The sequence below is a fragment of the Buchnera aphidicola (Pterocallis alni) genome (assembly GCF_964059075.1).
Taxonomy (GTDB): Bacteria; Pseudomonadota; Gammaproteobacteria; order Enterobacterales; family Enterobacteriaceae; genus Buchnera_L; species Buchnera_L aphidicola_AN.
Genome location: NZ_OZ060377.1, coordinates 158,803 through 184,128 on the forward strand (window position 1 = coordinate 158,803; position 25,326 = coordinate 184,128).

The following is a 25,326-nucleotide window of genomic DNA, read 5'->3' on the forward strand; positions in this document are numbered from 1 at the left end:
AATATATTTTGTATTTATTTTATATATTAATTTTGGAAATGATTTATAATAGAAACATTGTATATGTGGAATAAAATGATGCGTATTGAAGAAAATATTAAATTAGGTTTTAAAGATGTTTTAATTAAACCTAAGAGATCTATATTAAAGAGTCGTGCAGAAGTAGAATTAGTACGAAATTTTAATTTTAGATATTCTCGTTTGTCTTGGTCTGGTATCCCTATTATGGCTTCTAATATGGATACTGTAGGTACTTTTAGTACAGCTATAGTATTATCTAAATTACGTTTGTTAACTGCAATACATAAATATTATAGTATTCAAGAATGGGAAAAGTTTATTAGCATTTTATCTTCAGATGTGTTAAATTATATTATAGTAACAACAGGAATTTCTGATTTAGATTATTTTAAATTAAAAAAAATTTTTTTGTTATCCCCATTATTAAAATATATTTGTATTGATGTAGCTAATGGTTATTCTAAAAATTTAATTATATTTTTAAAACGTATACGTGATACCTTTCCTGATAAAATTATTTGTGCAGGAAATGTAGTAACTGGAGATATGGTAGAAGAATTAATGATTGCTGGAGCAGATATTGTGAAAGTAGGTATCGGTCCTGGTTCTGTATGTACCACTAGAATTAAAACTGGTGTTGGATATCCACAATTATCTGCTATTATTGAATGTGCAGATGTTGCACATAGTTTAAATGGTAAAATTATTAGTGACGGAGGTTGTATTAATTCAGGTGATATAGCTAAAGCTTTTGGAGCTGGTGCTGATTTTGTTATGTTAGGTGGTATGTTAGCAGGACATAATGAATGTGAAGGTACGATTATAAAAGAAAAAAATAAAAAATTTGTGGTATTTTATGGTATGAGTTCCAAGTATGCTATGGATTTACATATAGGTGGATTGGCAGATTATAAATCTGAAGAAGGGAAATTGGTTAAATTATTATTAAAAGGTTCAGTTAAGAATACTATTTTAGATATATTAGGTGGTTTGCGTTCTGCTTGTACATATGTAGGGGCAAAAAATATTCATCAATTAACAAAAAATACTACATTTATTAAAGTATTAGAACAAGAAAACAAAATTTTTAATCACATTAACTAAACATTATCAATGTATTTTATAATTTTATTATAATATTATTTTTTATGAATATTATTGATTTAAAATAAATATTAATAGTATAATAAAAAAATTATATACATTTAATGTCATTTTTAGGGAATTCATGCGTGCGAGATTATTGCAATAAAGATATTGATTCCATTGAAACATTAGAATGGATAGAATCTATTGAATCTGTAATTAAAAGAGAAGGAACACATCGTGCTAAATTTATTATCTCTAAAGTTATAGAAAAAATGGCAGATCATGGCATACATTATAAAAATAAATCATTAAATACAGATTATATTAATACTATTTCTGTAAAAAATGAGTTAAAATATCCTGGTAATTTAAAAATAGAGAAAAGAATTTGTGCAGCGGTACGTTGGAATGCAATAATTATGGTATTGAGAGCTTATAAAAAGAAATTAGATTTAGGTGGGCATTTATCTTCTTTTCAATCTGCTGCTACTATATACGAAGTTTGTTTTAATCATTTTTTTAGAGCTTCAAATAAATTATTACATGGTGATTTTATTTATTTTCAAGGACATATTTCTCCAGGAATTTATTCTAGAGCTTTTTTAGAAGGCAGATTAAGTGAAAAAGAATTAAATAATTTTAGACAAGAAGTTTCTGGGAAGGGTTTACCTTCTTATCCTCATCCTAGGTTGATGCCTAATTTTTGGCAATTTCCTACTGTTTCGATGGGTTTAAGTCCTATTAATGCTATTTATCAAGCAAAATTTTTAAAATATCTTGAAAATAGATCTTTAAAAAAGACAAATGCAATTAAAATTTATGCATTTTTAGGAGATGGTGAAATGGATGAACCAGAATCTAAAGGTGCTATTACTATTGCTTCTCGAGATCAGTTAAATAATTTAATTTATGTGATTAATTGTAATTTACAAAGATTAGATGGTCCAGTGATTGGTAATGGGAAAATTATTAACGAATTAGAAAGTTTTTTTTATGGTGCTGGTTGGAAAGTAATTAAAGTTATTTGGGGGGATAGGTGGGATGTTTTATTAAAAAAAGATAAAAGTGGTAAATTAATTCAATTGATGAATGAAACTGTAGATGGAGATTATCAAAATTTTAAATCAAAAGATGGAGCATATGTTAGAAAACATTTTTTTGGAAAATATTCAGAAACCAAAAAATTGGTTGAAGATATGTCTGATGAAGAAATATGGTTATTAAATAGAGGAGGCCACGATCCGAAAAAAATATTTTCTGCTTTTAAAAAAGCACAATCATCAAAAAATAAACCTGTTGTTATTTTATTTCATACTATTAAAGGTTATGGTTTAGGTGATCTGGCTGAAGGGAAAAATATTGCTCATCAAGTAAAAAATATGAGCATTAAACATTTAAAATATTTTTGTCATCGTTTTCATTTACCTATTAAAGATCAAGATATTCCTGCATTACCGTATATTACTTTTGCAAAAGATTCTGTTGAATATCAGTATTTACATAAGAAAAGAACAGATTTAGGTGGTTATATTCCTCATCGTTTATCTAAATTTACAGAAATTTTAACATTACCTAAATTAGAAGATTTTCAATCTATTTTAATCAAACAAAAGAAAAACAGTTCTACTACAATGATTTTTGTTCGGATATTAAATATATTATTGAATTTCCCCGGTATCAAAAATAGAATTGTACCTATTATCGCAGATGAAGCACGTACATTTGGCATAGAAGGTTTATTTAGAAAAATTGGTATTTATAATTCCAATGGGCAAAAATATGTTCCCCAAGATAAAAATCAATTTTTATATTATAAAGAACATAAGAGTGGTCAAATATTACAAGAAGGTATTAGCGAATTAGGTGCTGTTTCATCATGGTTGTCTGCTGGAACTTCTTATAGTAATTTGAATTATCCTATGATTCCATTTTATATTTATTATTCTATGTTTGGTTTTCAAAGAATAGGTGATTTATGCTGGGCTGCTGGTGATCAACAAGCGCGTGGTTTTTTAATTGGAGCAACTTCGGGAAGAACAACATTAAACGGGGAAGGTTTACAGCACGAAGATGGACATAGTCATATTCATTTTCTTACTGTTCCAAATTGTATTTCTTATGATCCAGCCTATTCTTATGAATTAATAGTAATTATACAACATGGGTTAGATAGAATGTATGGTATACATCAAGATAATGTATATTATTATATTACTACTATGAATGAAAGTTATTATGTTCCTGATTTTAATATTGATTTTAAAGAAGGTATTATTAAAGGAATTTATAAATTAAATAGTTTAGATGGAACAGTAGGTAAAGTACAATTAATGGGTTCTGGATCTATTTTATGTAGTGTAAATGAAGCAGCAAAAATATTGTGTGATGATTATTCGATTAGTTCAGATATTTATAGTGTTACATCATTTACTGAATTAGCAAGAAATGGGCAAGATTGTGATCGTTGGAATATGTTGCATCCAACAGAAAAACCAAAAATACCTTATATCGCTCAAGTTATGAATAAAGCTCCTGCTGTAGCAGCAACAGATTATATGAAATTATTTGCTGATCAAGTTAGAAATTACATACCTGCTATAACTTATAGAGTATTAGGTACTGATGGTTTTGGTCGTTCAGATAGTAGAAAAAATTTAAGAAGTTATTTTGAAGTTGATGCATATTATATTGTTATTGCTGCTTTAACTGAATTATCTAAGTGTTGTATAATAGATAAACAAGTAGTATATGATGCAATATTGAAATTTAATATTAATATTAAAAAAGTAAATCCACGTTTAGTTTAATGGAGGGTTAAGTCATTTGGATATAGAAATTAGGGTTCCAGATATTGGGCTTGATGAAGTAGAAGTAGTAGAAATTTTGGTACATGTAAATGATTACGTGGAAAAAGATAGTACTTTAATTATTGTGGAAGGTGAAAAAACTTCCATGGAAATTCCATCTCCCAATAGTGGTGTAATTAAAGAGATTAAAATACACGTTTCAGATTTTGTAAAAACAAATTCTATTATTATGATCATAGATAGCAAAAATAATATTAATACAAACAGTGTACCAATAAAACAAAAAAAAACAGAGTTACAAAGTGTGAATGATACTATGTTAGATACTATTCATGCTTCACCATTAGTAAGAAGATTATCTAGAATATTGGGTATTAATTTACATAATATAACTGGTTCAGGTAAAAAAAATAGAATTGTTAAACAAGACCTTGATTTATATACACAACAAAATAATAAGAAAAAAAAAGAAATAATAGAAGATAAAAAAAATGATATTACTAATGAATACAAGGATATTTTTGGATCATGTGAGGTAATTAAATTAAATAAAGTTAAAATTATGACTGGTAATGTGTTATGTAAAAATTGGTCTACTATTCCGCATGTTACACAATTTGATGAAGTAGATATAACAGATTTAGAACAATTTCGTCAAAAATATAATAAAAATTGTGTAATTTCACAAGAAAGTAAATTAACTATCTTGTCATTTATCATAAAAGTAGTTTGTAATAGTTTAAAAAAATTTCCATATTTTAATAGTGCAATTTCTACAGACCAAAAGGAAATATTGTTAAAAAAATATATTAATATTGGTTTTGCAGTAGATACTACATATGGTTTAATTGTACCTGTTATTAAAAATATACCAAAAAAAAGTTTGTCAGAAATTTCTATTGAAATATTTGAAAAATCGAAACAGGCAAGAGAAAAAAAATTATCTCTTTCAGATGTACAAGGTGGTTGTTTCACTATTTCTAATTTAGGTGGGATTGGCGGAACTTATTTTACCCCTATTATTAATGCTTCTGAAGCGGCTATTTTAGGAGTTTCAAAATCTTTTTATAAACCTGTATGGAATGGGGAAAAATTTATTCCAAGATTAATTTTACCTATATCGTTATCTTATGATCATCGAATTATTGATGGGGCTGATGGTGCTAGATTTATTTCTTTAATTAATACCATGCTTAGTGATATTAAAATGTTATTAATATAAAATTATTTACAGAATTATATTTTTATTATGTATGATAATATATATTAATATTCTGATTTATTATTTATTAGTTATGAAATATATGTATTTTAAAAAAAATTTATTAAGGTCTAAATATGATGAGAGATATTAATACTCAAGTATTGGTTATTGGATCTGGTCCCGCTGGATATTCTGCAGCGTTTAGAAGTTCTGATTTAGGTTTAAAAACTATATTAGTAGAAAAACATCATGATTTAGGGGGTGTATGTTTAAATGTCGGTTGTATACCTTCTAAATTATTGTTACATTTATCAAGAGTTATAAGAGAGGTGCAAGAAATTTCTAAACAAGGTGTATTTTTTTCACCTCCTATTATCAATTTAAATCAGATTAAAGAGCATAAAAATACAATTATTAAAAATTTATCTTCTGGTATTCGTAGCATGGCAAAAAGCAGGAAAGTAGATGTTTTGCATGGATTTGGTTCTTTTGTAAATGCTAATGTAGTACAAGTAGTTAATGAAAAAGAAGTTATTAATATACATTTTGAAAATGTTATAATTGCTACTGGTTCTAAACCGATTCAGTTACCTAATATTAATATTGATAAAAAATATATATGGAATTCGAATCAAGCTTTATCATTAAATAGTCTTCCAAAAAGGTTATTAATTATTGGTTCTGGTATTATTGGGTTAGAAATGGCTACTTTTTACAGTTCTATAGGTTGTATTGTTGATGTGATTGATAGATGTAATCAAGTTTTACCTATATTAGATAGAGATATTATACAAGTTTTTACAAATTCTGTAAAAAAATATTTTAATATTTTATTAGAAACAAAAATTGAAGATATTACTATTCAGGATAATAAAATTTTAGTTACTGTAAATAATAATAATAATAATCAGAAAAGTATATTGTATGATGCTGTATTAGTTGCAGTTGGAAGAACACCTAATATACAGGAATTAAAATTAGAATCAATAGGAGTAAAAATTGATGAACATGGTTTTATATCAGTTAATGATCAATTATGTACAAATATTCCTAATATTTATGCGATAGGAGATATCGTTGGCCCTCCTATGTTAGCACACAAGGGTATTCATCAAGGTCATATTGCTGCAGAAGTAATTGCAGGATACAAACATTATTTTGAACCGATAGCTATCCCATCTGTTTCTTATACTGATCCTGAAATAGCTTGGGTTGGTATGAGTGAATCTGATGCTATTTCTAAGAATATAAATTATGAAGTTGCTTCTTTTCCATGGTTAGCATCTGGTCGAGCAGTTGTTTCTAATTGTTCGAATGGTGTAACAAAATTAATTATTAATAAAGATAGTAAAAAAATATTGGGGGGGGTAATAGTAGGTAGAAATGCAGGTGAATTATTATCAGAAATTACTCTTGCTATGGAGATGGGTTGTGATATTGAGGATATATCATTAACTATACATCCTCACCCTACTTTATGTGAATCTATTGGATTATCTGCGCAAATTTTCGAAGGTAGTATAACTGATTTAATTAATTTAAAATCTAAATTATTAAATTAAATGATAATAATAAAATATTATTTATATAATACAAGATTTTAGATGAATATTATTATTAATATTATATATTACTTTATTTTATAAAGTAATATATTAATATAAAATAATTATTTCAGTAAATTTTTTCATGATACGATATATTAATAAAATATTTAATTATTTTATATATTTTATATGATATTTTATTAATATGTTGTTTAAACATTTTTAATGAATTATTATTACAAAGATCAGATATTATTTTAATAATTAAAATTGGTTTTTTTAATTGAAAACATACTTGTCCAATAGAAGCCGATTCCATATCTACAGATAATGCATATGGAAAAGATTGTATAATATGTTTTTTATTTTTTACAAAAGAATCACCGCTAATGATTAGACCTTCGTGATATTTTATGTTATATTGATTAAATATATTTTTTACATTGTTTCTTAAAATATAGTTTGTATGAAATGATTTTGGTAATTGTGGTATTTGACCAATCGCATAACCCCAATTTGTTAAATTAACATCGTGGTATATAAGATCTGTTGCTAGGATAATATCTAGTATTTTTATGTTATTATTAACTGAACCAGCAGATCCTATATTAATGATAAATTTAACTTTATATTTGTTAATTAATATGTAACATGCAATACTACTAGATATTTTTCCAATCCCTGATTGTATTAAAAAAATTGTAGTATAATACAATTTATATATATGTATGTTTATCCCAGTAATAGAATTTATATGATTTGTTTTATACATAGATAATTTTTTATTTAATATATTTACTTCTTCTGGTATTGCTATAATCATTCCTATTTTCATGATATATTTTTTTTATTTTATATACTAAATGAAGAACCGCAACTACAAGTAGTATTTGCGTTTGGATTAGATACTATAAATTTTGATCCTAAGAAAGTTTCTTGATAATCAAGTATTCCTCCATTAATATATTGTAAACTAATAGAATCAACAACTATAATATGGTTTTTTTTTATAATAACATCATTTATATTAATTTTTTTATCCATTTTAAATTTGTATTGGAACCCATTACACCCTCCTCCTATAATATAAATACGAAATTTTAAATTTTTATTTTTCCCTGTGTTTATTAATTGATTAATTTTATCATTTGCTGATTTTGTAATTTTTATATTAAATTGATTGTGGTTGTTCATATTTTTATTATTTATTTAAAATTTTCGTATATTTCATTATTGTAAAAATTATTTTTTTCTTAAAAATGTTGGTATATCCATATAATTAGGTTGCATTTTTCTGATTTCTATAGGTTTTTTATTTATGATATTACTATTTGTCTTTCTGATATATGAATTAAAATTTTGGTATCTATAATCTGAAATTTTTTCTTTATTAGTTGGATTGTTTTTTTGTAAATTAGAATTTTTTTTGTTATTTTCTGTACCAATTCCAGTAGCTACCACTGTGACTCTTAAATTGTCATTCATATCTGGATCTAATGAAGTTCCTATAACGACTGTTGCGTTATCAGAAGAAAAAGAACGTACGGTATTACCTACTGTCTCAAACTCATCTAATCTTAAATCTACTCCTGCGGTAATATTAACCAGTACACCTTTTGCTCCAGATAAATCAATATCTTCTAATAGTGGACTAGATATAGCCATTTCTGTTGCTTCTTCTGATCTATTTTCTCCAGAAGATACCCCAGTACCCATCATAGCATATCCCATTTCAGACATAACTGTTCTAACATCTGCAAAATCAACATTCATTAATCCTGGTTTAGTAATTAGTTCAGCTATACCTTGTACCGCACCTCTTAATACGTTATTTGCTGCACTAAATGCGTCTAATAAAGATATACCTCTATTAAGTACTTTTAATAATTTGTCATTAGGAATAATAATTAATGAATCTACATATTTTGATAATTCTAATATTCCTTGTTCTGCAAAAATCATTCTTTTTTTACCTTCAAAAATAAAAGGTTTAGTAATCACAGCAACAGTTAAAATTCCAATTTCTTTAGCTATCGATGCTACCACTGGAGCTGCTCCTGTCCCCGTACCTCCTCCCATACCTGCTGCTATGAATACCATATCTGAACCTTCTAATGCTGCATGAATTGCTTCTCTATCTTCTTCTGCTGCATGTTTACCAATATCTGGATTAGATCCTGCTCCTAAACCTTTGGTAATATTATTACCAATTTGTATTGTTTGTTCGACTTCAATTTTTTTTAATGCTTGTGCATCTGTGTTAATTGCGAAAAATTCTACACCTTCAATTTTTTCTTTAACCATGTGTTCAACAGCATTACCTCCACCTCCTCCAATTCCTAATACTTTAATTACTGCATCGTTACTTAATTCTATTGATTCGAACATAATATTTCCTATATTAATATTTTTTATTTTTTATAAAAAAATTTTTAAAAATATTGAACCATTTTTGAAATTTATTTTTTTTATTAATATTTTTTTTTTTATTATTAAATTGTTTACCATATTTTAATAACCCTATTACTGTAGCATAACTTGGGTTAATGATATGTTTATTATATGTGTTAATATTAATTGGTTTGCCTATACGGATGGGTAAATTGAACACTTTTTTAGAAAAATAATACAATGATTTAGTTTGTACACTACCACCAGTAAATACTAAACCAGATTTTATAAAATATGGTTTTCCTGAGCAGTATAATTTTTCTTGTGTATCAATGATAATATTATTAATTATGTTTAATAATTCCAGGTATCGTGATTCTATAACTTGCATGAGAAGATGTGTTTGAATAGTTTTTGTTTTAATACCATAAATACTGGATATTTCAATTAGTTCTTCTGCAGTTAAAGAAGATAGTTTTTTAAATCCATATTGTATTTTTATTTTTTCTGCTTTTTGAAAAGAAATATTAAATATATATGCTATATCATGAGTTATAATATTTCCTGCATATGGAATAACTTGACTATGTTGAATATCGCCATTAATATATATTACAATTTCTATACTACCTCCACCAATATCAATCATACATACACCTGATTTTTTTTCTTCAAGTGTTAATACAGCTTCACTAGAAGCTAAACCAGAAAATATTTTTTTTTTTATTTTTAATTTACATAATTTAAGTGCTTTAGAAATATTTTTTTGTATGTTTTTTTTATAGGTGATCAAATGTACTTGTGCTTCCATTCTTACTCCAGATAATCCAATTGGGTTTTTTATACCAATATCTTTATCTATAGAGTATTCTTTGGGAATAGTATGCAGTATTTTATAATCACTATTTAGTTTAATGCATTGTGCGATATATATAGCATTTTTTATATCTTGTTTCGTCACTTCTTGTTTTTTTATAGGAATAAGTCCAATTTCGTTTTTACATTTTATATATTTATTAGAAATAGATAAATATATAGAAGAAATTTTATATTTTGATATTATTTCTGCTTCGTATATAGTTTTTTTTATACAGGAAACAATGTTTTGTAAGTTATTAATATGACCAATATCTATTCCTTTAGATAGGCATTGACCTATTCCAACAATATTAATAGTTCCATCTATGAGTATTTCTCCAACTAATGTAACTATTTTTGTTGTTCCTATTTCTAACCCGACAATCCATTGTTTACTTTTTTCTTTGATCATTATTTTGTAACCTATGCTTATTATATAGCATTGAACAAAAATTGTATGAAGGATAATGTATATACATTCATATTTTTAAAATAAATTAATAATTTGATCATTTCATTTTATATATTATTTACTATTATTTAATTATTTTTATTTTTGAAATTCTGCAGTTCTGAGGATTGCGCTTCTGGATTTAGGATTTTTTTGAATTTCTTGATATTGGGGTTTAATTTTATTAAAAATTTTTAATTTTTTTTTATACATTTTGTGTATTTTTTTTTCTGATATTGGTATTCCTGTTGGAATAATAGGTTTTTTACTGTATTGATTCATAAAATTTTTTATTATTCTATCTTCAAGAGAGTGAAAGCTAATTATTGATATTCTACTTTTATTATTTAAAATTTTAAGTATTTTTTTTAAAAACATTGTAATTGCATGTAATTCTTGGTTAATAAATATTCTAATAGCTTGGAAACTTTTAGTTGCTGGATTTTTAGATTGTTTTTTTTGTGTTGTATTTTTGTAAATAATTTGTGCTAATTCTTGAGTTGTAGTAATTGGTTTAATAGATTTTTGTTTTGTTATAGATAATGCAATTTTTTTTGCAAATTTTTCTTCTCCAAAGTATTTTAATACATTATAAATAGTTTTTGTATTTGATTTTTTAATCCATTCAGTAGCTGATATACCTTTTTGTGGATTCATACGCATATCTAATGGTCCATTGACATTAAAAGAAAAACCTCTATGTTTAGACATTAATTGCATTGTTGAAACACCTAAATCAACAATTATACCATCTATTTTTTTTTTTATATTATATGTTTTACATATAGTATCAATGTTTGAAAAATTTTCATGTATTATTGTGAATCTACAATCTACTATTTTTTTTGCTATTTTTACAGAACATGGGTCTTGATCTATAGCATATAATTTTCCTTTTTTTCCTAATTTGTCTAAAATTTTATGTGAATGCCCTCCATATCCAAATGTGCAGTCTATATATATGCCATTTTTTTTAATGTTTAATGATTGTATGGATTCTTCTAATAGAATTGTTTGATGAAGTTGATTATGCATATTGTATTTATATCTTAAATAATATTGAAAGGAAAGTATTTTTTTTGTATTATATATTTTTATTCATAGCGATTACTCCTGATCTAATGATTTGCCTAATATCAGAAAATTTTTTAATAATATGTAAAAAATGATTTATTTTATTGCTAGAACCATGTATTTGGATAATATATACGCTAGATGTCATATGAACAATGCTACTTTTAAATGTTTTTAATATGAATTGCAATTGATTGATCTCATATCCTGTACTATTAATTTTAATTAATGCAATCTCACATTCTATATATTTTGTTTTTTTTATTTTTTGTATTTTAATTACGTTAATTAATTTATGTAATTGTTTTTCAATTTGTTCAATAATTTTTTTATCTCCTGTAGTTTTGATAATTACACTGGAAAGAGTAATATCTTCTGTAGGAGAAACAGAAATACTTTCTATGTTATATCCTCTTTGTGAAAATAACCCTACTACTCTTGATAAAGCTCCAGGTTCGTTCTCTAATAATATTAGTAACATACTTTTCATAAATTTTCCTTTTATTTTCTTAATATCATTTCGTTCATTGCTCCACCTTTTATTTGCATAGGATATACGTGTTCAGTATGATCAACTTTAATGTCAATAAATACTAGATACCCTAGTAATGTTTTTTGTAATGCTATTTTTAATTTTTTTTTTAATTCATTACTATGTACAATAGAAATACCGATATGTCCGTATGATTCCGCAAGTTTTTTAAAATTTGGTAAAGATTTCATATATGAATGAGAATGTCTTCCATAATATATTATATCTTGCCATTGTTTGACCATTCCTAATGCGCTATTGTTTAAGTTAATAATCAAAATAGGTAATTTATATTGTAATGCTGTAGATAATTCTTGTATGTTCATTTGAATACTTCCATCACCGGTAATACAAATAACTGTTTTATTAGGAAATGCTAATTTTACTCCTAACGCTGCAGGTAAACCAAAACCCATTGTACCTAAACCTCCAGAGTTTATCCATCTTCTTGGTTTTGGAAAAGAATAGTATAAAGCGGTAAACATTTGATGTTGTCCAACGTCTGATGTGATATATGATTCACCTTTTGTTAAATCCCATAATGTTTTTATTACATGTTGTGGTTTAATTTTTTTACTATATGCATTGTATCGTAAACTATATTTCTTTTTCCATGTATTAATGTTGGTCCACCATTCTTGAAATCTATTTTTATTATGAATGATTTTTTTTTTATTGATTCTTTGTAAAATATTTTTTAAAATTATTTTAGCATCCCCTACTACTGGAATATCTGATATTACAGTTTTTGAAATGGATGTAGGATCAATATCTATGTGTATAATCTGTGCATTAGGACAATATTTTTCTAAGTTATTAGTAGTACGATCGTCAAATCGCACTCCAATAGCTAAAATAATATCTGCATTATGAATTGCTGTATTTGATTCGTATGTACCATGCATACCTAACATGCCAAGATTATTATGATGATTTCCTGGAAATGCACCCAAAGCCATTAAAGAAGTAGAGACTGGTATATTTAGTATTTCTGATAATTTTATTAATTCTTTCGTTCCATTAGAAGAAATTATACCTCCACCTGTATAAATAATTGGTTTTTGAGATTCTAATAATTTATTTAGTATTTTTTTAATTTGTCCATGATGAGTTTTTTGTATTGGGTGATATGATCTAATGTAAATATTTTTAGGATAGATATATTTTTTTTTGTTTTTATTTTGTAGTAGATTTTTTGGTATATCGATTACTACAGGACCTGGTCTTCCAGTTGATGCAATTAAAAATGATTTTTTAATAATTATTGGAATATCTTCTACTTGTTTGATTAGAAAACTATGTTTTACAATAGGTCTAGATATACCTAACATATCACATTCTTGAAATGCATCATATCCAATTAAAGAAGAGTCTACTTGACCAGAAATAACAATCATAGGAATAGAATCCATATACGCTGTTGCTATTCCAGTAATAGCATTTGTTGCTCCTGGACCGGAAGTAACTAATACAACACCAGTTTTACCAGTAGCTCTAGAATATCCATCCGCCATATGTGTAGCAGCTTGTTCATGTCTAACTAATATGTGTGTTATTTTTGGATTTTTTTTTAAAGCATCATAAATATCTAATATTGCTCCTCCTGGATAACCAAATATATATTTTACCTCTTCGTGAATTAAAGTACGAATGATCATTTCTGATCCTGATAATAATTCCATTTTTGTTCCTTATATTGTATAATATAAATAATAAATACATTGTAATATATAGTAAAATTATATTATGGATGTTATATATCAAAATATTATTTCTATTTTGAAGAAAAATGATAATATATTGATAAATATTACTTCATGTAATATTGAAATAACTTAATTAAATAAAAAAATATTTTAATATAATATGTTACTTTATTTTTGTTGTAATATTTTTATATGATATTGTTTCAGATCCGGTATATCTTGGATCTGAATGCTTGATAAAATAAATTAGGTTATATTTCTTAATAATTGATTTATTTCTATTTTTTTTAATGTTTTATGATCCACAGTTTTGACTATAATTGCACAATATAAGTTGTATTTTTTATCTGTTGATGGTAGTGTTCCAGGAACTACTACAGACCCTGCTGGTATTTTCCCATAAGTGATTTCTTTTGTTATTCTATTATATATTTTAGTACTTTGTCCAATATATACCCCCATAGAAATCACCGATCCTTCTTCTACTATTACTCCTTCTACAATTTCTGATCTAGCTCCAATAAAACAATTATCTTCAATAATAGTTGGGTTTTGTTGTATTGGTTCTAATACACCACCTATGCCTACTCCACCTGATAAATGTACATTTTTACCAATATAAGCACAAGATCCAACAGTAGACCAAGTATCAATCATAGTACCTTGATTTACATATGCTCCAATATTTATAAAGCAAGGCATTAAGATAGTATTATTACCTATAAATGATCCTTTTCTAATTGATGCGGGAGGTACTATTCTAATATTTTTTTTTTTTAATTCTTCTTGTGTGATATTTTCATATTTTAATGGTATTTTATCATAATAAATATTGTTTGATGTATTGATTAATTGATTTTTTTGTATTTTAAAGTATAGTAATATTGCTTTTTTTATCCATTGATGTGTAATCCATATACCATTTCTTTTTTCTGATATTTTTAATACTCCTTGGTCTATTAAATTAATTGTGTTATTAATAGCATGAAAACTATTAATATCTATGTTGTTATAATTTACTGTTTCTATTTTTTTAAATGTTTGATTAATAATATTTTTTATATTTTCCATAAATAATCAACTTTTATAATAAATTTTTTATTGAACATAATATCAATTATGTTATATTGTATACATTTTAATTATTGACATATATGTTTTGAATTTTTTCTTCTGTTCTTTTTGTTAGTATTTCACATCCTTTTTTATTTACTAAAATAGTATGTTCATATTGAGCAGATAAATTATAATCTTGTGTTCTGACTGACCATCCGTCTTCCATAGATATTACATTTTTAGTACCAGCATTAATAATTGGTTCAATAGTAAAAATCATTCCTTCTTGTAATATTATTTTTTTATTATTGTTATAGTGTAATATATATGGTATTTCATGCATGTTTTTACCAATACCATGCCCGCAATATTCTTCTACGATAGAAAATGGTGTTTTATTAATATATTTTTGTATTGTTCTTCCAATTTTATTTAACAACATTCCTGGTTTTATAATTGGAAAGGTAATATATAAACTTTTTTTTGCTACTTTGCATAATTTTTTAGCTAATGTACTAGGTTGTCCAACTATAAACATTTTAGAAGTATCAGCATAATATTTATCTTTTACTATGGTAATATCAATATTTACAATATCTCCATTTTGTAATTTTTTTTTTTTATTGGGTATACCATGACAAATTATTTCATTAACAGAAATACATGTAGATTTTGGAAATCCATGGTATCCTAGACATGCTGGTAGTGCATTATGTTTATTTATAATATATTCATGACATATATCATTTAATTCTTGTGTTGTTATATTTGGTACAACATATGGTTTAATCATTTCTAATACTGATTTTGCTATATACGAAGCAATTTTCATTTTTTTAATATCATATTTGGTATTAATATAAATATTCATATTTTTCATATTTTATACATCATCAAGGACATGTTATTAAGAAATTAATAATTTTAATTATAGTGTTGATAATAATATATCATTTATATAAAATATAATTGATGAATTTTAATTTTTATAATATGAATATGGTATTAAATAAATATGATTTTATTTTATTAAAACAAAGGGGTAATAATTTTGAATACATTGTCTATGCATGATATGATTAAGGCTGGTATACATTTTGGGCATCAAACACGTTTTTGGAATCCTAAAATGAAACCTTTTATTTTTGGTGCTAGAAATAAGGTGCATATTATTAATTTAGAACAAACTGTTGAAATGTTTCATCATGCATTATTAGAGTTAAAAAGGATTTATTTAAAAAAAGGAAAGATATTATTTATAGGTACTAAAAAGTCTGCAAAAGTTAGTATTAGTAAAGCAGCAAAAGCATGTAATCAATTTTATGTAAATCATAGATGGTTGGGTGGTATGTTAACAAATTGGAAAACTGTTAGTCAATCTATTAATAGATTAAAAAATTTAGAAATACAAATACAAGATGGTTTGTTATTAAAATTGACAAAAAAAGAAGCTTTAATGAAAGAAAAAGAAAAATTAAAATTAGAAAATAGTTTAGGTGGAATTAAAGATATGAATGGGTTACCTGATGCTATTTTTGTTATTGATGCTGAGCACGAACGAATTGCTATTAAAGAAGCAAATAATTTATGTATTTCAGTTTTTTCTGTAGTAGATACTAATTCAAATCCTGATGGTGTAGATTTTATTATACCAGGCAATGATGATGCTATAAGATCTATAGATTTTTATTTAAATACAGTTGTTAGTTTTATTTCTACAAGTAATATTAATACTATTAATAGTATACAAAAATTATAATTTTACTTGTATCATTTTCATACTATAAAATTATTATATTATTTATATTTTATAGTTTATTTATATTATAGGATAATACTTATGGTGAAGATTGATTCTAGTCTAATTAAAGAATTACGTTTAAAATCAGGTGGTGGAATTATAGATTGTAGAAATGCTTTAATTAATTCTGGAGGAAATATTAATGAAGCAATGATTTTTTTAAAAAAAAATGGATTGATTAAAGCTGAAAAAAAAAATAATAATATTGCTTTAAAAGGTATAATTGATATTTTAATAAATAAAGATGTTGGTTATATGTTGGAATTAAATTGTGAAACTGATTTTGTTGCGCAACATATTGATTTTATTAATTTTGCTAAATATATATTAAATATATGTTTTACAAATAATATTAAAAATTTACAATCTTTAAAATTATTATGTGAAGAAAAAAGAGTAAAATTGGTTTCTGTATTTGGTGAAAACATTATAATTAGACGTATTTATATTATAAAAGGAGAAAATATTTTATGCTATTTGCATAGAAATAAAATTGGTGTTTTAATTCGTACAAATTCTACAAATTATGATTTGATAAAAAATATTGCTATGCATATAGCTGCAAATAATCCTATATATTTGAGTAAAGAAGAGATTCCGATTGATATATTAGAAGATGAAAGAAAAATACAATTTGATATTGCTATCAATAATGGTAAAAAACAGTTTATTGCAAAAAAAATTGTAAATGGTAAAATGGATAAATTTATTAAGAGTTTATGTTTATTAGAGCAAAATTTAGTTATGTCTGCAGATATTTTAGTAAAAGATTTAATTATGAAAAATAGTATTATTATTTTTGAATTTATTCGTTTTGAATGTGGAGAAATATTTTAAAAATATTTATTAAAATATATTATATTATTTATATTGTATAATAATAATTTTCTTAATAAAATGAAATTAATATATAAACGTGTGTTATTAAAAATTAGTGGTGAAATTTTTAACGAAGGTCATAAATCTATATTTAAAAAAAATATCATTCAGAGTTTAGTACAAGATATATATTTTTTAATCAAAATAGGTGTTGAAATTAGTATCGTAGTTGGTGGAGGAAATTTATTTAGAGGTGCTGATTTATCGAAATTAGGTGTACATAATATTACTTCTGATTATATTGGTATCTTATCTACTATTATTAATGGATTATTTTTAAAAGATATATTTCAAAAGTTTAATATACCAGTATGTTTAGTGTCTTCATTATATGTTGATTCTGTTTGCAACAAATATAATGTAGAAGAAGCAAAACATTTATTATCTAAATCTGTAGTAGTAATATTTTGTGGAGGTATTGGGGTTCCTTGTTTTACTACTGATTCTGCTGCATGTTTAAGAGCGATAGAGACTGAATCAGAAATTATTTTAAAAGGTACGAAGGTAAATGGAGTATATTCTCAAGATCCCAAGAATTGTAAAAATGTTACATTGTATAGTAAGTTAAATTACTCTGATGTTTTAAATAATGAATATAATGTAATGGATTTAACTGCCTTTGTACTAGCTAGAAATTATAAATTACCAATTTGTATTTTTAATCTTAATAATCATCATGCATTAATTAAAATATTATCAGGGGAAAAAGAAGGAACAATAATTAACGGTGATTAATTTTATTTAATGTGTGATTATAGAAAGTATTGTAATGTAAAAATATATAATAGGACGAGTATGATAGATCAAAATCTGATAAAAGATGCTGAAACGCGTATGAAAAAATGTTTTCATATATTTCAAAAAACAATTAATAGTTTTCGTACAGGTGTAGCTTCTACTAATATGTTAGATAATATTGTAATAGAATATTATGGTACTAAGACTTGTTTAAATCAAATTGCTAATATTACTATTGAAAATTCAAATATTATTAAAATTAATGTTTTTGACAAAAATATAGTAAATATAATAGAAAAAAAAATTTCTGAATCTAAATTAGAAATTTCTCCTGTAGTAGATGGTAATATTATTAGATTACATATACCTTCTTTAACTGAAGAAAGAAGAATAAATTTATCTAAATTAGTACGTATTGAATCTGAAAAATCAAAGATTCAAATACGTAATATTAGAAGAGATATCAATGATACAGTTAAGAAAAATATTAAAAAAAAAATATTTAATATTGATTCTAAGTATTCTTTGATTTCCAAAATACAGGTCTTAACTAATTCATATATTAAACAAATTGATGATTTATTTATGCAAAAAGAAAATGAAATTATGCATTTTTAATTTTAATATATAAAATATATTCATAACATTATAATTATATTTCATATAAATATGTATTATTAATATAATATATTAAATGTGAAATTTTAATAAGAGATATTTGTGAAAATATTTATAATACATTTAATGACTTTGTTTTTTTTCTTGTCATATAGTATCATCGGTTGCGCCGATATAAATCAAGATTTTAATAAAATCGAATTTGATGGATTAAATAAATTTTCACATTATATAATGTATAAATCTTTAAATATTAAACATAATCAATTTTATTACCTTGATAATATTAAGAAAAATTTTTCTAAATTATTTAAAACTGGTACTGTGGATGATATTCGAATTGTAAAAGTAAAAAATCGTATTTTTATTCAATTTAAAATAAATAATATACTTTCTAATATACATCTATCGGGTAATAAGGAAATTAATAGTGCAATTATTTACGATTTATTAAATTCTATTGGTATTAAAAAAAATCATTTTTTAAATATTAAATTATTAAACTTATTAAAAAAAACCATACAAAAAAAATATAATGATATTGGTTTATATAATACACATGTGAATATAAATTATCGTATATTGAACAAACATTTTATTAGTTTAGAAATTAATATTACAGAAGGAAAATATAAATTTTTAAAAGACATTATTGTATCAGGAAATAAAGTATTAGATGATAAAAAAATTATGTCTTTTTTTTCTTTTCGAACTAAGAATGCGAAAAAAGTTTTAGTGATTAATCCAAAATATGATATTAGTATGTTAAGAGCAGATATAAATAATTTAAAAAATTTTTATTATAAAAACGGGTATGTTGATTTTTATATTAAGAGTATAAAATTTATATTATATAAAAAAGAAAATAATTTTGTAATACGAATTAATATTGATGAAGGTAATCAATATAATATATCATTCTTACGATTAAAAGGTCATTTATTAAATTACATGCCAGTTTTTCATGATAATTTCGCAGGATTATATTATGGAAAAGTATATAATTTTAATGAAATAACAAACATAAAAAATAAATTGAATAATATATTTTATAATTTAGGATTTTTAAAATTTAAAATTTTTGTTATTCCTGTGTTTGATAAAAAAAGTAAACATGTTTATTTAGATTTTGATATACATTTTGGTAAAAGATTTATTATTAATACAATCAAATTTCAAGGAAATAATATTACAAAAAATTTTACTTTATATAATATTATTAAAAATATATCTGTTGGTTCATATGTTGATTTAAATTTGATTAAAAAAGATCAAGAAAATTTGCAAAATATAAATTATTTACAAGATATTTCATATGCATTAATAAAGTCTAAAAATAGTGATAATAAAGTTGATGTAATATATTATATGAACGAAAATAAGTTAAATACTATTAATTATAATGTGAAATATAATTTTTCTGATGGTTTTCATATTGATTGTACTGTTATACATAAAAATTGGATGGGTTTTGGTATAACATCTCAAGTGCATTTTATTGGTAACAAAAATACACAGGATATAAGTCTAGAATTAACATGTCCTTATATTGTTAATAATATGAATTTTACAGGTAATATAATATATTCATTACAGCACAAGTCCTCTGTTAAAGCTCAGGCATATTTACATTTTTTGATCTCGGATAAACAAAATAGTATGTTTGGAATAGAATATGTACAAAATAACATTTCACAATATAACAATGTAGTTTATACATATCATACGTTTAAATGGTTTTCAAGTCATTTTAATAATACGATTATAAATCATATATTTAAATCTAATATAATAGTCAATTATAATTGGAATTATAATAGTATCCCTGGTATTCTTTTTCCTACATGTGGGAAAAAAATATCTTTTAATGGGAAAATATCATTCCCGAATATATATGATAATTTTCATAAAGAGTCAATATATATTGAACAATATGCACCAATATGTAAAAAAATAAATTTTATATTACATAGTAGATTGTATGCGGGATTGGGTTTTAGATTTGATCAAAATAGTTTACCAAAAGATGAATTGTTTTATATAAATGATCAAAATAGTATGAGAGGATTTTTAATAAATAATATTGAAAAAAGTACTTCAGATATAAATAACAAACAAGGGAAAGATAGTCACGTTAATAATCATAATAGTACTAAAATAGTAGGTAAAAATAGTTTCATTATTAGTAAATTAGATTTAATTATACCTAATATATTTTTTCATACAAAATATAATGATAATTTTAGGACTTCTTTATTTATGGATTGTGGTAATATATGGAATACAAATTGGAAACATTTGATTAATATTGTGGATAATAAATTAGAAAATGATCCATTACCTAAAAATATATATTTTTCTACAGGTATTGATATAAAATATCTTTCTCCAATTGGATTACTTGGTATGTCTTATTCTTATCCTATTTTGTATCCTTCACAAGATTGTTTAGAACCCCTACAATTTCATATGAATCAAAATTGGTAATATAAATATTAAATTAATACATAGGTTTATATGCATTGAAAAAATATATTTTAGATTTTAATATGAAACATATTTTACAATTAATTCCACATAGGTTTCCATTTATATTAATTGATAGAATATTAAATTATGAAAATAAAAGATTTATTAGATCAATAAAAAATATTACTATAAATGATCCTTGGTTACAAGGACATTTTCCAAAATTTCATATATTTCCAGCTGTATTAATATTAGAATCTATAGTGCAATCTGGAATTATTTTGTTGTCAATAATTCAATCAAATTTGTTTTATAAAGAGGGTTTTTATTGTATTACAAATATTAATAATACAATATTTAAGAAATTTATTGTTCCTGGTGATACGTTAATTATTGAAGTACAAATTATTAATATACGTAAAAATACGTTTTTATTATGTGGTAGCATATTATTAGATAATACAATTGTTTGTACTAGTAATATTGTTTGTAAATATATTTTTTATGTTCATTAATTTTTGTACGGAGTATTATATTAAGATATTTCTCTATATTAAGATAATATTTAATATAAGTATAAATTAAAATTATGAAACCAAAATTTATTCATTTATGTGTACAAAGTGATTTTTCTATTAATAGTGGATTAAATAAACCCAGTATATTAGTTAAACAAGCAAATATTTTATCTATGCCAGCACTAGGAATTACTGATTATGGAAATTTTTATGGTATAGTAAAATTTTATAAGTCTGCTATGAAATATGGAATTAAACCAATTTTTGGAGTGAAATTTAAATTATTTTCTAAATTTAATATTGGAGAATTAAGCGATATAAATATTTTAGCTTCTAATTATATTGGATATAAAAATATTATTTTATTAATTTCACAAGCACACAATACAAAATATAAATTTTCTAAATATAAAGAGGATATCATAATTAGCCAGGAATGGTTAATGAGATATCGAGAAGGTTTAATTATTTTATCTGCAGGTTGTCTTGGTGAAATAGGAAAATGTATTATAAGTAAAAATTATAAAACGATAGAAAATGTGATTGGTTTTTATAAAAAGTATTTTCCTAGAGAATATTATTTTGAAATTCATAGAAATAATAAAATATACGAAGAAAAATATATACAATATGTTATAAAATTATCTATATTACATCATATTCCCATTGTTGCTACTAATAATGTATGTTTTATAAATAAAAATGATTTTTATGCTCATAAAATTCGAGTGTGTATTAATCAAGGTGTAACATTACATTCATATAAGTCAGATGATCATTATAGCACAGAACAATATATGAAAAGTGAACAACAAATGTTGTCTTTATTTTCAGATATTCCTGAGTCTTTAAAAAATAGTGTGGAAATTGCTAAACGTTGTAATGTCGTTATTCCTTCAGGAAATTATTTTATTCCTTCATTTCCTACAAAATTTGTAAATGTAAAGAACCTTTTAGTACAAAAAAGTATTCACGGAATGCGAGAAAAATTAAAATTATTATATTCAAATAAAAAAAAAAGAAATAGTGTTTTTTTTAAATACCAAAATAGATTATTAATTGAGTTAAATATTATTAACAAAATGAATTTTGCTGGATATTTTTTAATTGTTATGGAGTTTATACAATGGGCTAAAGATAATAACATACCTGTTGGTCCAGGTAGAGGATCAGGAGCAGGTTCTTTAGTCGCTTTTTTTTTAAAAATTACTGAATTAGATCCTTTGTTGTTTGATTTATTATTTGAGAGATTTTTAAATCCTAAAAGATCATCTATGCCTGATTTTGATATTGATTTTTGTATGGAAAAAAGGGATTTAGTTATTGAACACGTTATTAATTTTTATGGTAAAAAGAAAGTGGCTCAAATTATGACTTTTGGAACTATGACTGCTAGAGCAGTAATTAGAGATGTTGGGAGAGTACTAGGATATCCTTATGGTTTTGTTAATAAAATTTCTCAATTAATACCATTAGATATTGGTATTACTTTAGAAAAATCTTTATCTGAAAAATTTGCTTTGATTAAATTATATAATAATGACAGCGAGGTAAGAAGATTAATTGATATATCTAAAAAATTAGAAGGGGTGATTAGAAATACTGGGAAGCATGCTGGAGGAATTGTAATTGCTCCAAATATTTTAACTCATTTTACTCCTATAGAGCAAGATGATAATGGTATTTTTATTACTCAATTTGATAAATATAGCATAAATTATATAGGATTATTGAAATTTGATTTTCTTGGTTTACGAACTTTAACTATTATTAATGCTTCTTTTATAGCTATTAATAAATGTTTAAAAAAAAATAATAAACAGGAAATTAATTTAGATTCTATTAAGTTAGATGATAAAAAAAGTTTTATGTTATTAAAACAAGCAGAAACTATTGGAGTTTTCCAATTAGAATCGTATGGAATGAGAGATTTAATATTAAAATTACAACCAGATTCTTTTGAAGATATTATTTCTTTAATTGCTTTATTTAGACCAGGACCATTACAATCAGGAATGGTAGATAATTTTATTAATAGAAAAAAAGGGAAAGAACCAATTTGTTATCCAGATTACAAATGGCAACATGATAGTTTAAAACCAATATTGCAATCAACATATGGAATTATATTGTATCAAGAACAAGTAATGCAAATTGCACAAGTATTGTCGGGCTATAGTTTATCTAAAGCAGATATTTTACAAAGAGCTATGTCAAAAAAAAATACAGAAGAAATGTTAAAGCAACGTAATTTTTTTCAAAATTCTGCAAAAAAAAAAGGAATATCTTATAAATTATCAAGTAAAATATTTGATTTATTAGAAAAATTTTCAGGATATGGATTTAATAAATCACATTCTGCTGCTTATGCATTAATTTCATATCAAACGTTATGGTTAAAATCTAACTATCCATCTGAATTTATGGTTTCTGTAATGAATGCTGATATTGATAATACTGATAAAATTAAAATTTTAATACAAGAATGTTTTAGGATGCAATTAAAAATTATTCATCCTAATATTAATATTGGTAAGTATTTTTTTACTGTTAATCAATATGGTGACATAGTATATGGTTTAGGTGCTATTAAAGGAGTAGGTAAATCGGTTGTGCAAACTATTTTAGATGCTAGAAAGAAAGTACATATTTTTAATAGTATATTTGATTTTTGTATTTTAGTAAATAGTAAATGTATTAATAAACGTGTTTTAGAAAAATTAATTTTTTCTGGTTCTTTTGATGTATTTCAAAAAACTAGATCGGTATTAATACATTTAATACCTACATTAATAAAATTATCGAATCAATATAATAATTATAAGGATTCAAATCAATTAGAGTTATTTTCTCCTTTAATTTATGAAAAAAAAATATTACAAAAAATAGAGAATAAAATAACATTTTCTCATTTTACAAAAAAAAATCAATTAGATTATGAAAAAGATGTGTTAGGTTTTTATTTAACTGGTAATCCTTTAGAAGAATATATAGATGAATTAAATTTTTATACTAATAATATAAGGATAAAAAATATTTATCATTATAAAAAAATGAAATTAATAAAATTTTTTGGCATTTCATCATATGTTCGATTTAAATCTACTAAAAATAATAAAAATATTGTTTTTTTAGAATTAATGGATGGTTCTGAAAAAATAGAAATAATAATTTTTAATAAAGTTATTGATCAATGTAGAAATATTTTAATTAAAGATAATATATTAATTATTCAAGGGTATTTTATATCACATGGTTATAGTAAAAAGTTAAAATTTATTGCAAGTGATATTATAGATTTGAATATGGCTCGTAATAAATATGTCAAAAAAGTAATATTATTAATTCAAGAAAATATGAATTATAATGGTTTATTAAATGATATTAAAAAATCGGTTAAACCTTTTTTAGGTGGCACTATTCCAATTTATATCTCATATAAACGTAATAATAAAATATTTAATTTTAAAATGAATAATAAATGGAATATTAAATTAAATGATTTGATAATTAATAAATTAAAATTATTATTAGGTGAAAAATCTGTATATTTATATTTTCAATAGA

The 25,326-nt window shown here is 23.7% G+C and carries 20 protein-coding genes; 11 read left to right on the forward strand and 9 right to left on the reverse strand.

What is annotated here, in order from left to right; genetic code table 11:
• Positions 1-78 precede the first annotated feature (78 nt).
• The 4 genes from AB4W54_RS00715 (at position 79) to lpdA (ending at position 6,683) form a co-directional block, all read left to right on the forward strand.
• The gene (locus AB4W54_RS00715) at positions 79-1,125 is read left to right on the forward strand and encodes a GMP reductase (protein WP_367674617.1); all 1,047 of its coding nucleotides are present in this window, start codon (positions 79-81) and stop codon (positions 1,123-1,125) included.
• Positions 1,126-1,253: 128 nt separating this feature from the next.
• Positions 1,254-3,917, forward strand: coding sequence for a pyruvate dehydrogenase (acetyl-transferring), homodimeric type (gene aceE / locus AB4W54_RS00720; RefSeq protein ID WP_367674618.1), 2,664 nt, complete (start codon positions 1,254-1,256; stop codon positions 3,915-3,917).
• Between the two features lie 16 nt (positions 3,918-3,933).
• A complete protein-coding gene (locus tag AB4W54_RS00725) occupies positions 3,934-5,139 on the forward strand; it encodes a 2-oxo acid dehydrogenase subunit E2 (protein ID WP_367674573.1) in 1,206 nt (401 codons plus the stop codon).
• A gap of 116 nt (positions 5,140-5,255) precedes the next feature.
• The gene (lpdA, locus tag AB4W54_RS00730) at positions 5,256-6,683 is read left to right on the forward strand and encodes a dihydrolipoyl dehydrogenase (RefSeq protein ID WP_367674574.1); all 1,428 of its coding nucleotides are present in this window, start codon (positions 5,256-5,258) and stop codon (positions 6,681-6,683) included.
• A 112-nt stretch (positions 6,684-6,795) separates the two neighbouring features.
• On the opposite strand, the gene AB4W54_RS00735 is transcribed toward lpdA, so the two are convergent.
• The 9 genes from AB4W54_RS00735 to map all read right to left on the reverse strand — a co-directional run bounded on the left by AB4W54_RS00735 (position 6,796) and on the right by map (position 15,607).
• A complete protein-coding gene (locus tag AB4W54_RS00735) occupies positions 6,796-7,503 on the reverse strand; it encodes a 5'-methylthioadenosine/adenosylhomocysteine nucleosidase (protein WP_367674575.1) in 708 nt (235 codons plus the stop codon).
• 17 nt (positions 7,504-7,520) lie between these two features.
• Complete coding sequence (erpA, locus tag AB4W54_RS00740; protein WP_367674576.1) at positions 7,521-7,862, reverse strand: iron-sulfur cluster insertion protein ErpA; 342 nt, start codon at positions 7,860-7,862, stop codon at positions 7,521-7,523.
• A gap of 48 nt (positions 7,863-7,910) precedes the next feature.
• Positions 7,911-9,056 carry a cell division protein FtsZ gene (gene ftsZ / locus AB4W54_RS00745; RefSeq protein WP_367674577.1) on the reverse strand — a complete coding sequence of 382 codons (1,146 nt, stop codon included), beginning with the start codon at positions 9,054-9,056 and terminating at the stop codon, positions 7,911-7,913.
• Between the two features lie 13 nt (positions 9,057-9,069).
• A complete protein-coding gene (gene ftsA, locus AB4W54_RS00750; RefSeq protein ID WP_367674578.1) occupies positions 9,070-10,329 on the reverse strand; it encodes a cell division protein FtsA in 1,260 nt (419 codons plus the stop codon).
• Between the two features lie 138 nt (positions 10,330-10,467).
• Positions 10,468-11,403 (reverse strand): 16S rRNA (cytosine(1402)-N(4))-methyltransferase RsmH, encoded by a 936-nt coding sequence (gene rsmH, locus AB4W54_RS00755; protein WP_367674579.1) that lies wholly within the window; start codon positions 11,401-11,403, stop codon positions 10,468-10,470.
• Positions 11,404-11,452: 49 nt separating this feature from the next.
• Complete coding sequence (ilvN, locus tag AB4W54_RS00760) at positions 11,453-11,932, reverse strand: acetolactate synthase small subunit (protein ID WP_367674580.1); 480 nt, start codon at positions 11,930-11,932, stop codon at positions 11,453-11,455.
• Positions 11,933-11,943: 11 nt separating this feature from the next.
• The gene (gene ilvB / locus AB4W54_RS00765; RefSeq protein WP_367674581.1) at positions 11,944-13,656 is read right to left on the reverse strand and encodes a biosynthetic-type acetolactate synthase large subunit; all 1,713 of its coding nucleotides are present in this window, start codon (positions 13,654-13,656) and stop codon (positions 11,944-11,946) included.
• A 270-nt stretch (positions 13,657-13,926) separates the two neighbouring features.
• Positions 13,927-14,751 (reverse strand): 2,3,4,5-tetrahydropyridine-2,6-dicarboxylate N-succinyltransferase, encoded by an 825-nt coding sequence (gene dapD / locus AB4W54_RS00770; RefSeq protein ID WP_367674582.1) that lies wholly within the window; start codon positions 14,749-14,751, stop codon positions 13,927-13,929.
• A 67-nt stretch (positions 14,752-14,818) separates the two neighbouring features.
• Positions 14,819-15,607 carry a type I methionyl aminopeptidase gene (gene map, locus AB4W54_RS00775; RefSeq protein WP_367674619.1) on the reverse strand — a complete coding sequence of 263 codons (789 nt, stop codon included), beginning with the start codon at positions 15,605-15,607 and terminating at the stop codon, positions 14,819-14,821.
• 180 nt (positions 15,608-15,787) lie between these two features.
• Here map and rpsB point away from each other — a divergent pair, with 180 nt between their 5' ends.
• The 7 genes from rpsB (at position 15,788) to dnaE (ending at position 25,325) form a co-directional block, all read left to right on the forward strand.
• Complete coding sequence (gene rpsB / locus AB4W54_RS00780) at positions 15,788-16,495, forward strand: 30S ribosomal protein S2 (protein ID WP_367674583.1); 708 nt, start codon at positions 15,788-15,790, stop codon at positions 16,493-16,495.
• Between the two features lie 81 nt (positions 16,496-16,576).
• Positions 16,577-17,374, forward strand: a complete 798-nt coding sequence (gene tsf, locus AB4W54_RS00785) for a translation elongation factor Ts (protein ID WP_367674584.1) — start codon at positions 16,577-16,579, stop codon at positions 17,372-17,374.
• Between the two features lie 60 nt (positions 17,375-17,434).
• Positions 17,435-18,151 (forward strand): UMP kinase, encoded by a 717-nt coding sequence (pyrH, locus tag AB4W54_RS00790; protein WP_367674585.1) that lies wholly within the window; start codon positions 17,435-17,437, stop codon positions 18,149-18,151.
• A gap of 60 nt (positions 18,152-18,211) precedes the next feature.
• On the forward strand, positions 18,212-18,772 hold the full coding sequence (gene frr / locus AB4W54_RS00795) for a ribosome recycling factor (RefSeq protein WP_367674586.1): 561 nt from the start codon (positions 18,212-18,214) through the stop codon (positions 18,770-18,772).
• A 102-nt stretch (positions 18,773-18,874) separates the two neighbouring features.
• Positions 18,875-21,259: an outer membrane protein assembly factor BamA gene (bamA, locus tag AB4W54_RS00800; protein ID WP_367674587.1), complete on the forward strand. Its 2,385-nt coding sequence runs from the start codon at positions 18,875-18,877 to the stop codon at positions 21,257-21,259.
• Positions 21,260-21,321: 62 nt separating this feature from the next.
• Positions 21,322-21,756 (forward strand): 3-hydroxyacyl-ACP dehydratase FabZ, encoded by a 435-nt coding sequence (gene fabZ, locus AB4W54_RS00805; RefSeq protein ID WP_367674588.1) that lies wholly within the window; start codon positions 21,322-21,324, stop codon positions 21,754-21,756.
• 74 nt (positions 21,757-21,830) lie between these two features.
• Positions 21,831-25,325, forward strand: a complete 3,495-nt coding sequence (gene dnaE / locus AB4W54_RS00810; RefSeq protein WP_367674589.1) for a DNA polymerase III subunit alpha — start codon at positions 21,831-21,833, stop codon at positions 25,323-25,325.
• Position 25,326: the final 1 nt, after the last annotated feature.

What these genes read in the sequence shown, in the direction of transcription:
- lpdA (WP_367674574.1), top strand. Translation starts at nt 5,256, where the DNA reads ATGATGAGAGATATTAATACTCAAGTATTGGTTATTGGATCTGGTCCC.
- fabZ (WP_367674588.1), top strand. Translation starts at nt 21,322, where the DNA reads ATGAAACATATTTTACAATTAATTCCACATAGGTTTCCATTTATATTA.
- tsf (WP_367674584.1), top strand. Translation starts at nt 16,577, where the DNA reads ATGGTGAAGATTGATTCTAGTCTAATTAAAGAATTACGTTTAAAATCA.
- AB4W54_RS00715 (WP_367674617.1), top strand. Translation starts at nt 79, where the DNA reads ATGCGTATTGAAGAAAATATTAAATTAGGTTTTAAAGATGTTTTAATT.
- dnaE (WP_367674589.1), top strand. Translation starts at nt 21,831, where the DNA reads ATGAAACCAAAATTTATTCATTTATGTGTACAAAGTGATTTTTCTATT.
- ftsZ (WP_367674577.1), bottom strand. Translation starts at nt 9,056, where the DNA reads ATGTTCGAATCAATAGAATTAAGTAACGATGCAGTAATTAAAGTATTA.
- rsmH (WP_367674579.1), bottom strand. Translation starts at nt 11,403, where the DNA reads ATGCATAATCAACTTCATCAAACAATTCTATTAGAAGAATCCATACAA.
- AB4W54_RS00735 (WP_367674575.1), bottom strand. Translation starts at nt 7,503, where the DNA reads ATGAAAATAGGAATGATTATAGCAATACCAGAAGAAGTAAATATATTA.
- pyrH (WP_367674585.1), top strand. Translation starts at nt 17,435, where the DNA reads ATGAAATTAATATATAAACGTGTGTTATTAAAAATTAGTGGTGAAATT.
- map (WP_367674619.1), bottom strand. Translation starts at nt 15,607, where the DNA reads ATGAATATTTATATTAATACCAAATATGATATTAAAAAAATGAAAATT.
- ilvN (WP_367674580.1), bottom strand. Translation starts at nt 11,932, where the DNA reads ATGAAAAGTATGTTACTAATATTATTAGAGAACGAACCTGGAGCTTTA.
- dapD (WP_367674582.1), bottom strand. Translation starts at nt 14,751, where the DNA reads ATGGAAAATATAAAAAATATTATTAATCAAACATTTAAAAAAATAGAA.
- ilvB (WP_367674581.1), bottom strand. Translation starts at nt 13,656, where the DNA reads ATGGAATTATTATCAGGATCAGAAATGATCATTCGTACTTTAATTCAC.
- frr (WP_367674586.1), top strand. Translation starts at nt 18,212, where the DNA reads ATGATAGATCAAAATCTGATAAAAGATGCTGAAACGCGTATGAAAAAA.
- erpA (WP_367674576.1), bottom strand. Translation starts at nt 7,862, where the DNA reads ATGAACAACCACAATCAATTTAATATAAAAATTACAAAATCAGCAAAT.
- ftsA (WP_367674578.1), bottom strand. Translation starts at nt 10,329, where the DNA reads ATGATCAAAGAAAAAAGTAAACAATGGATTGTCGGGTTAGAAATAGGA.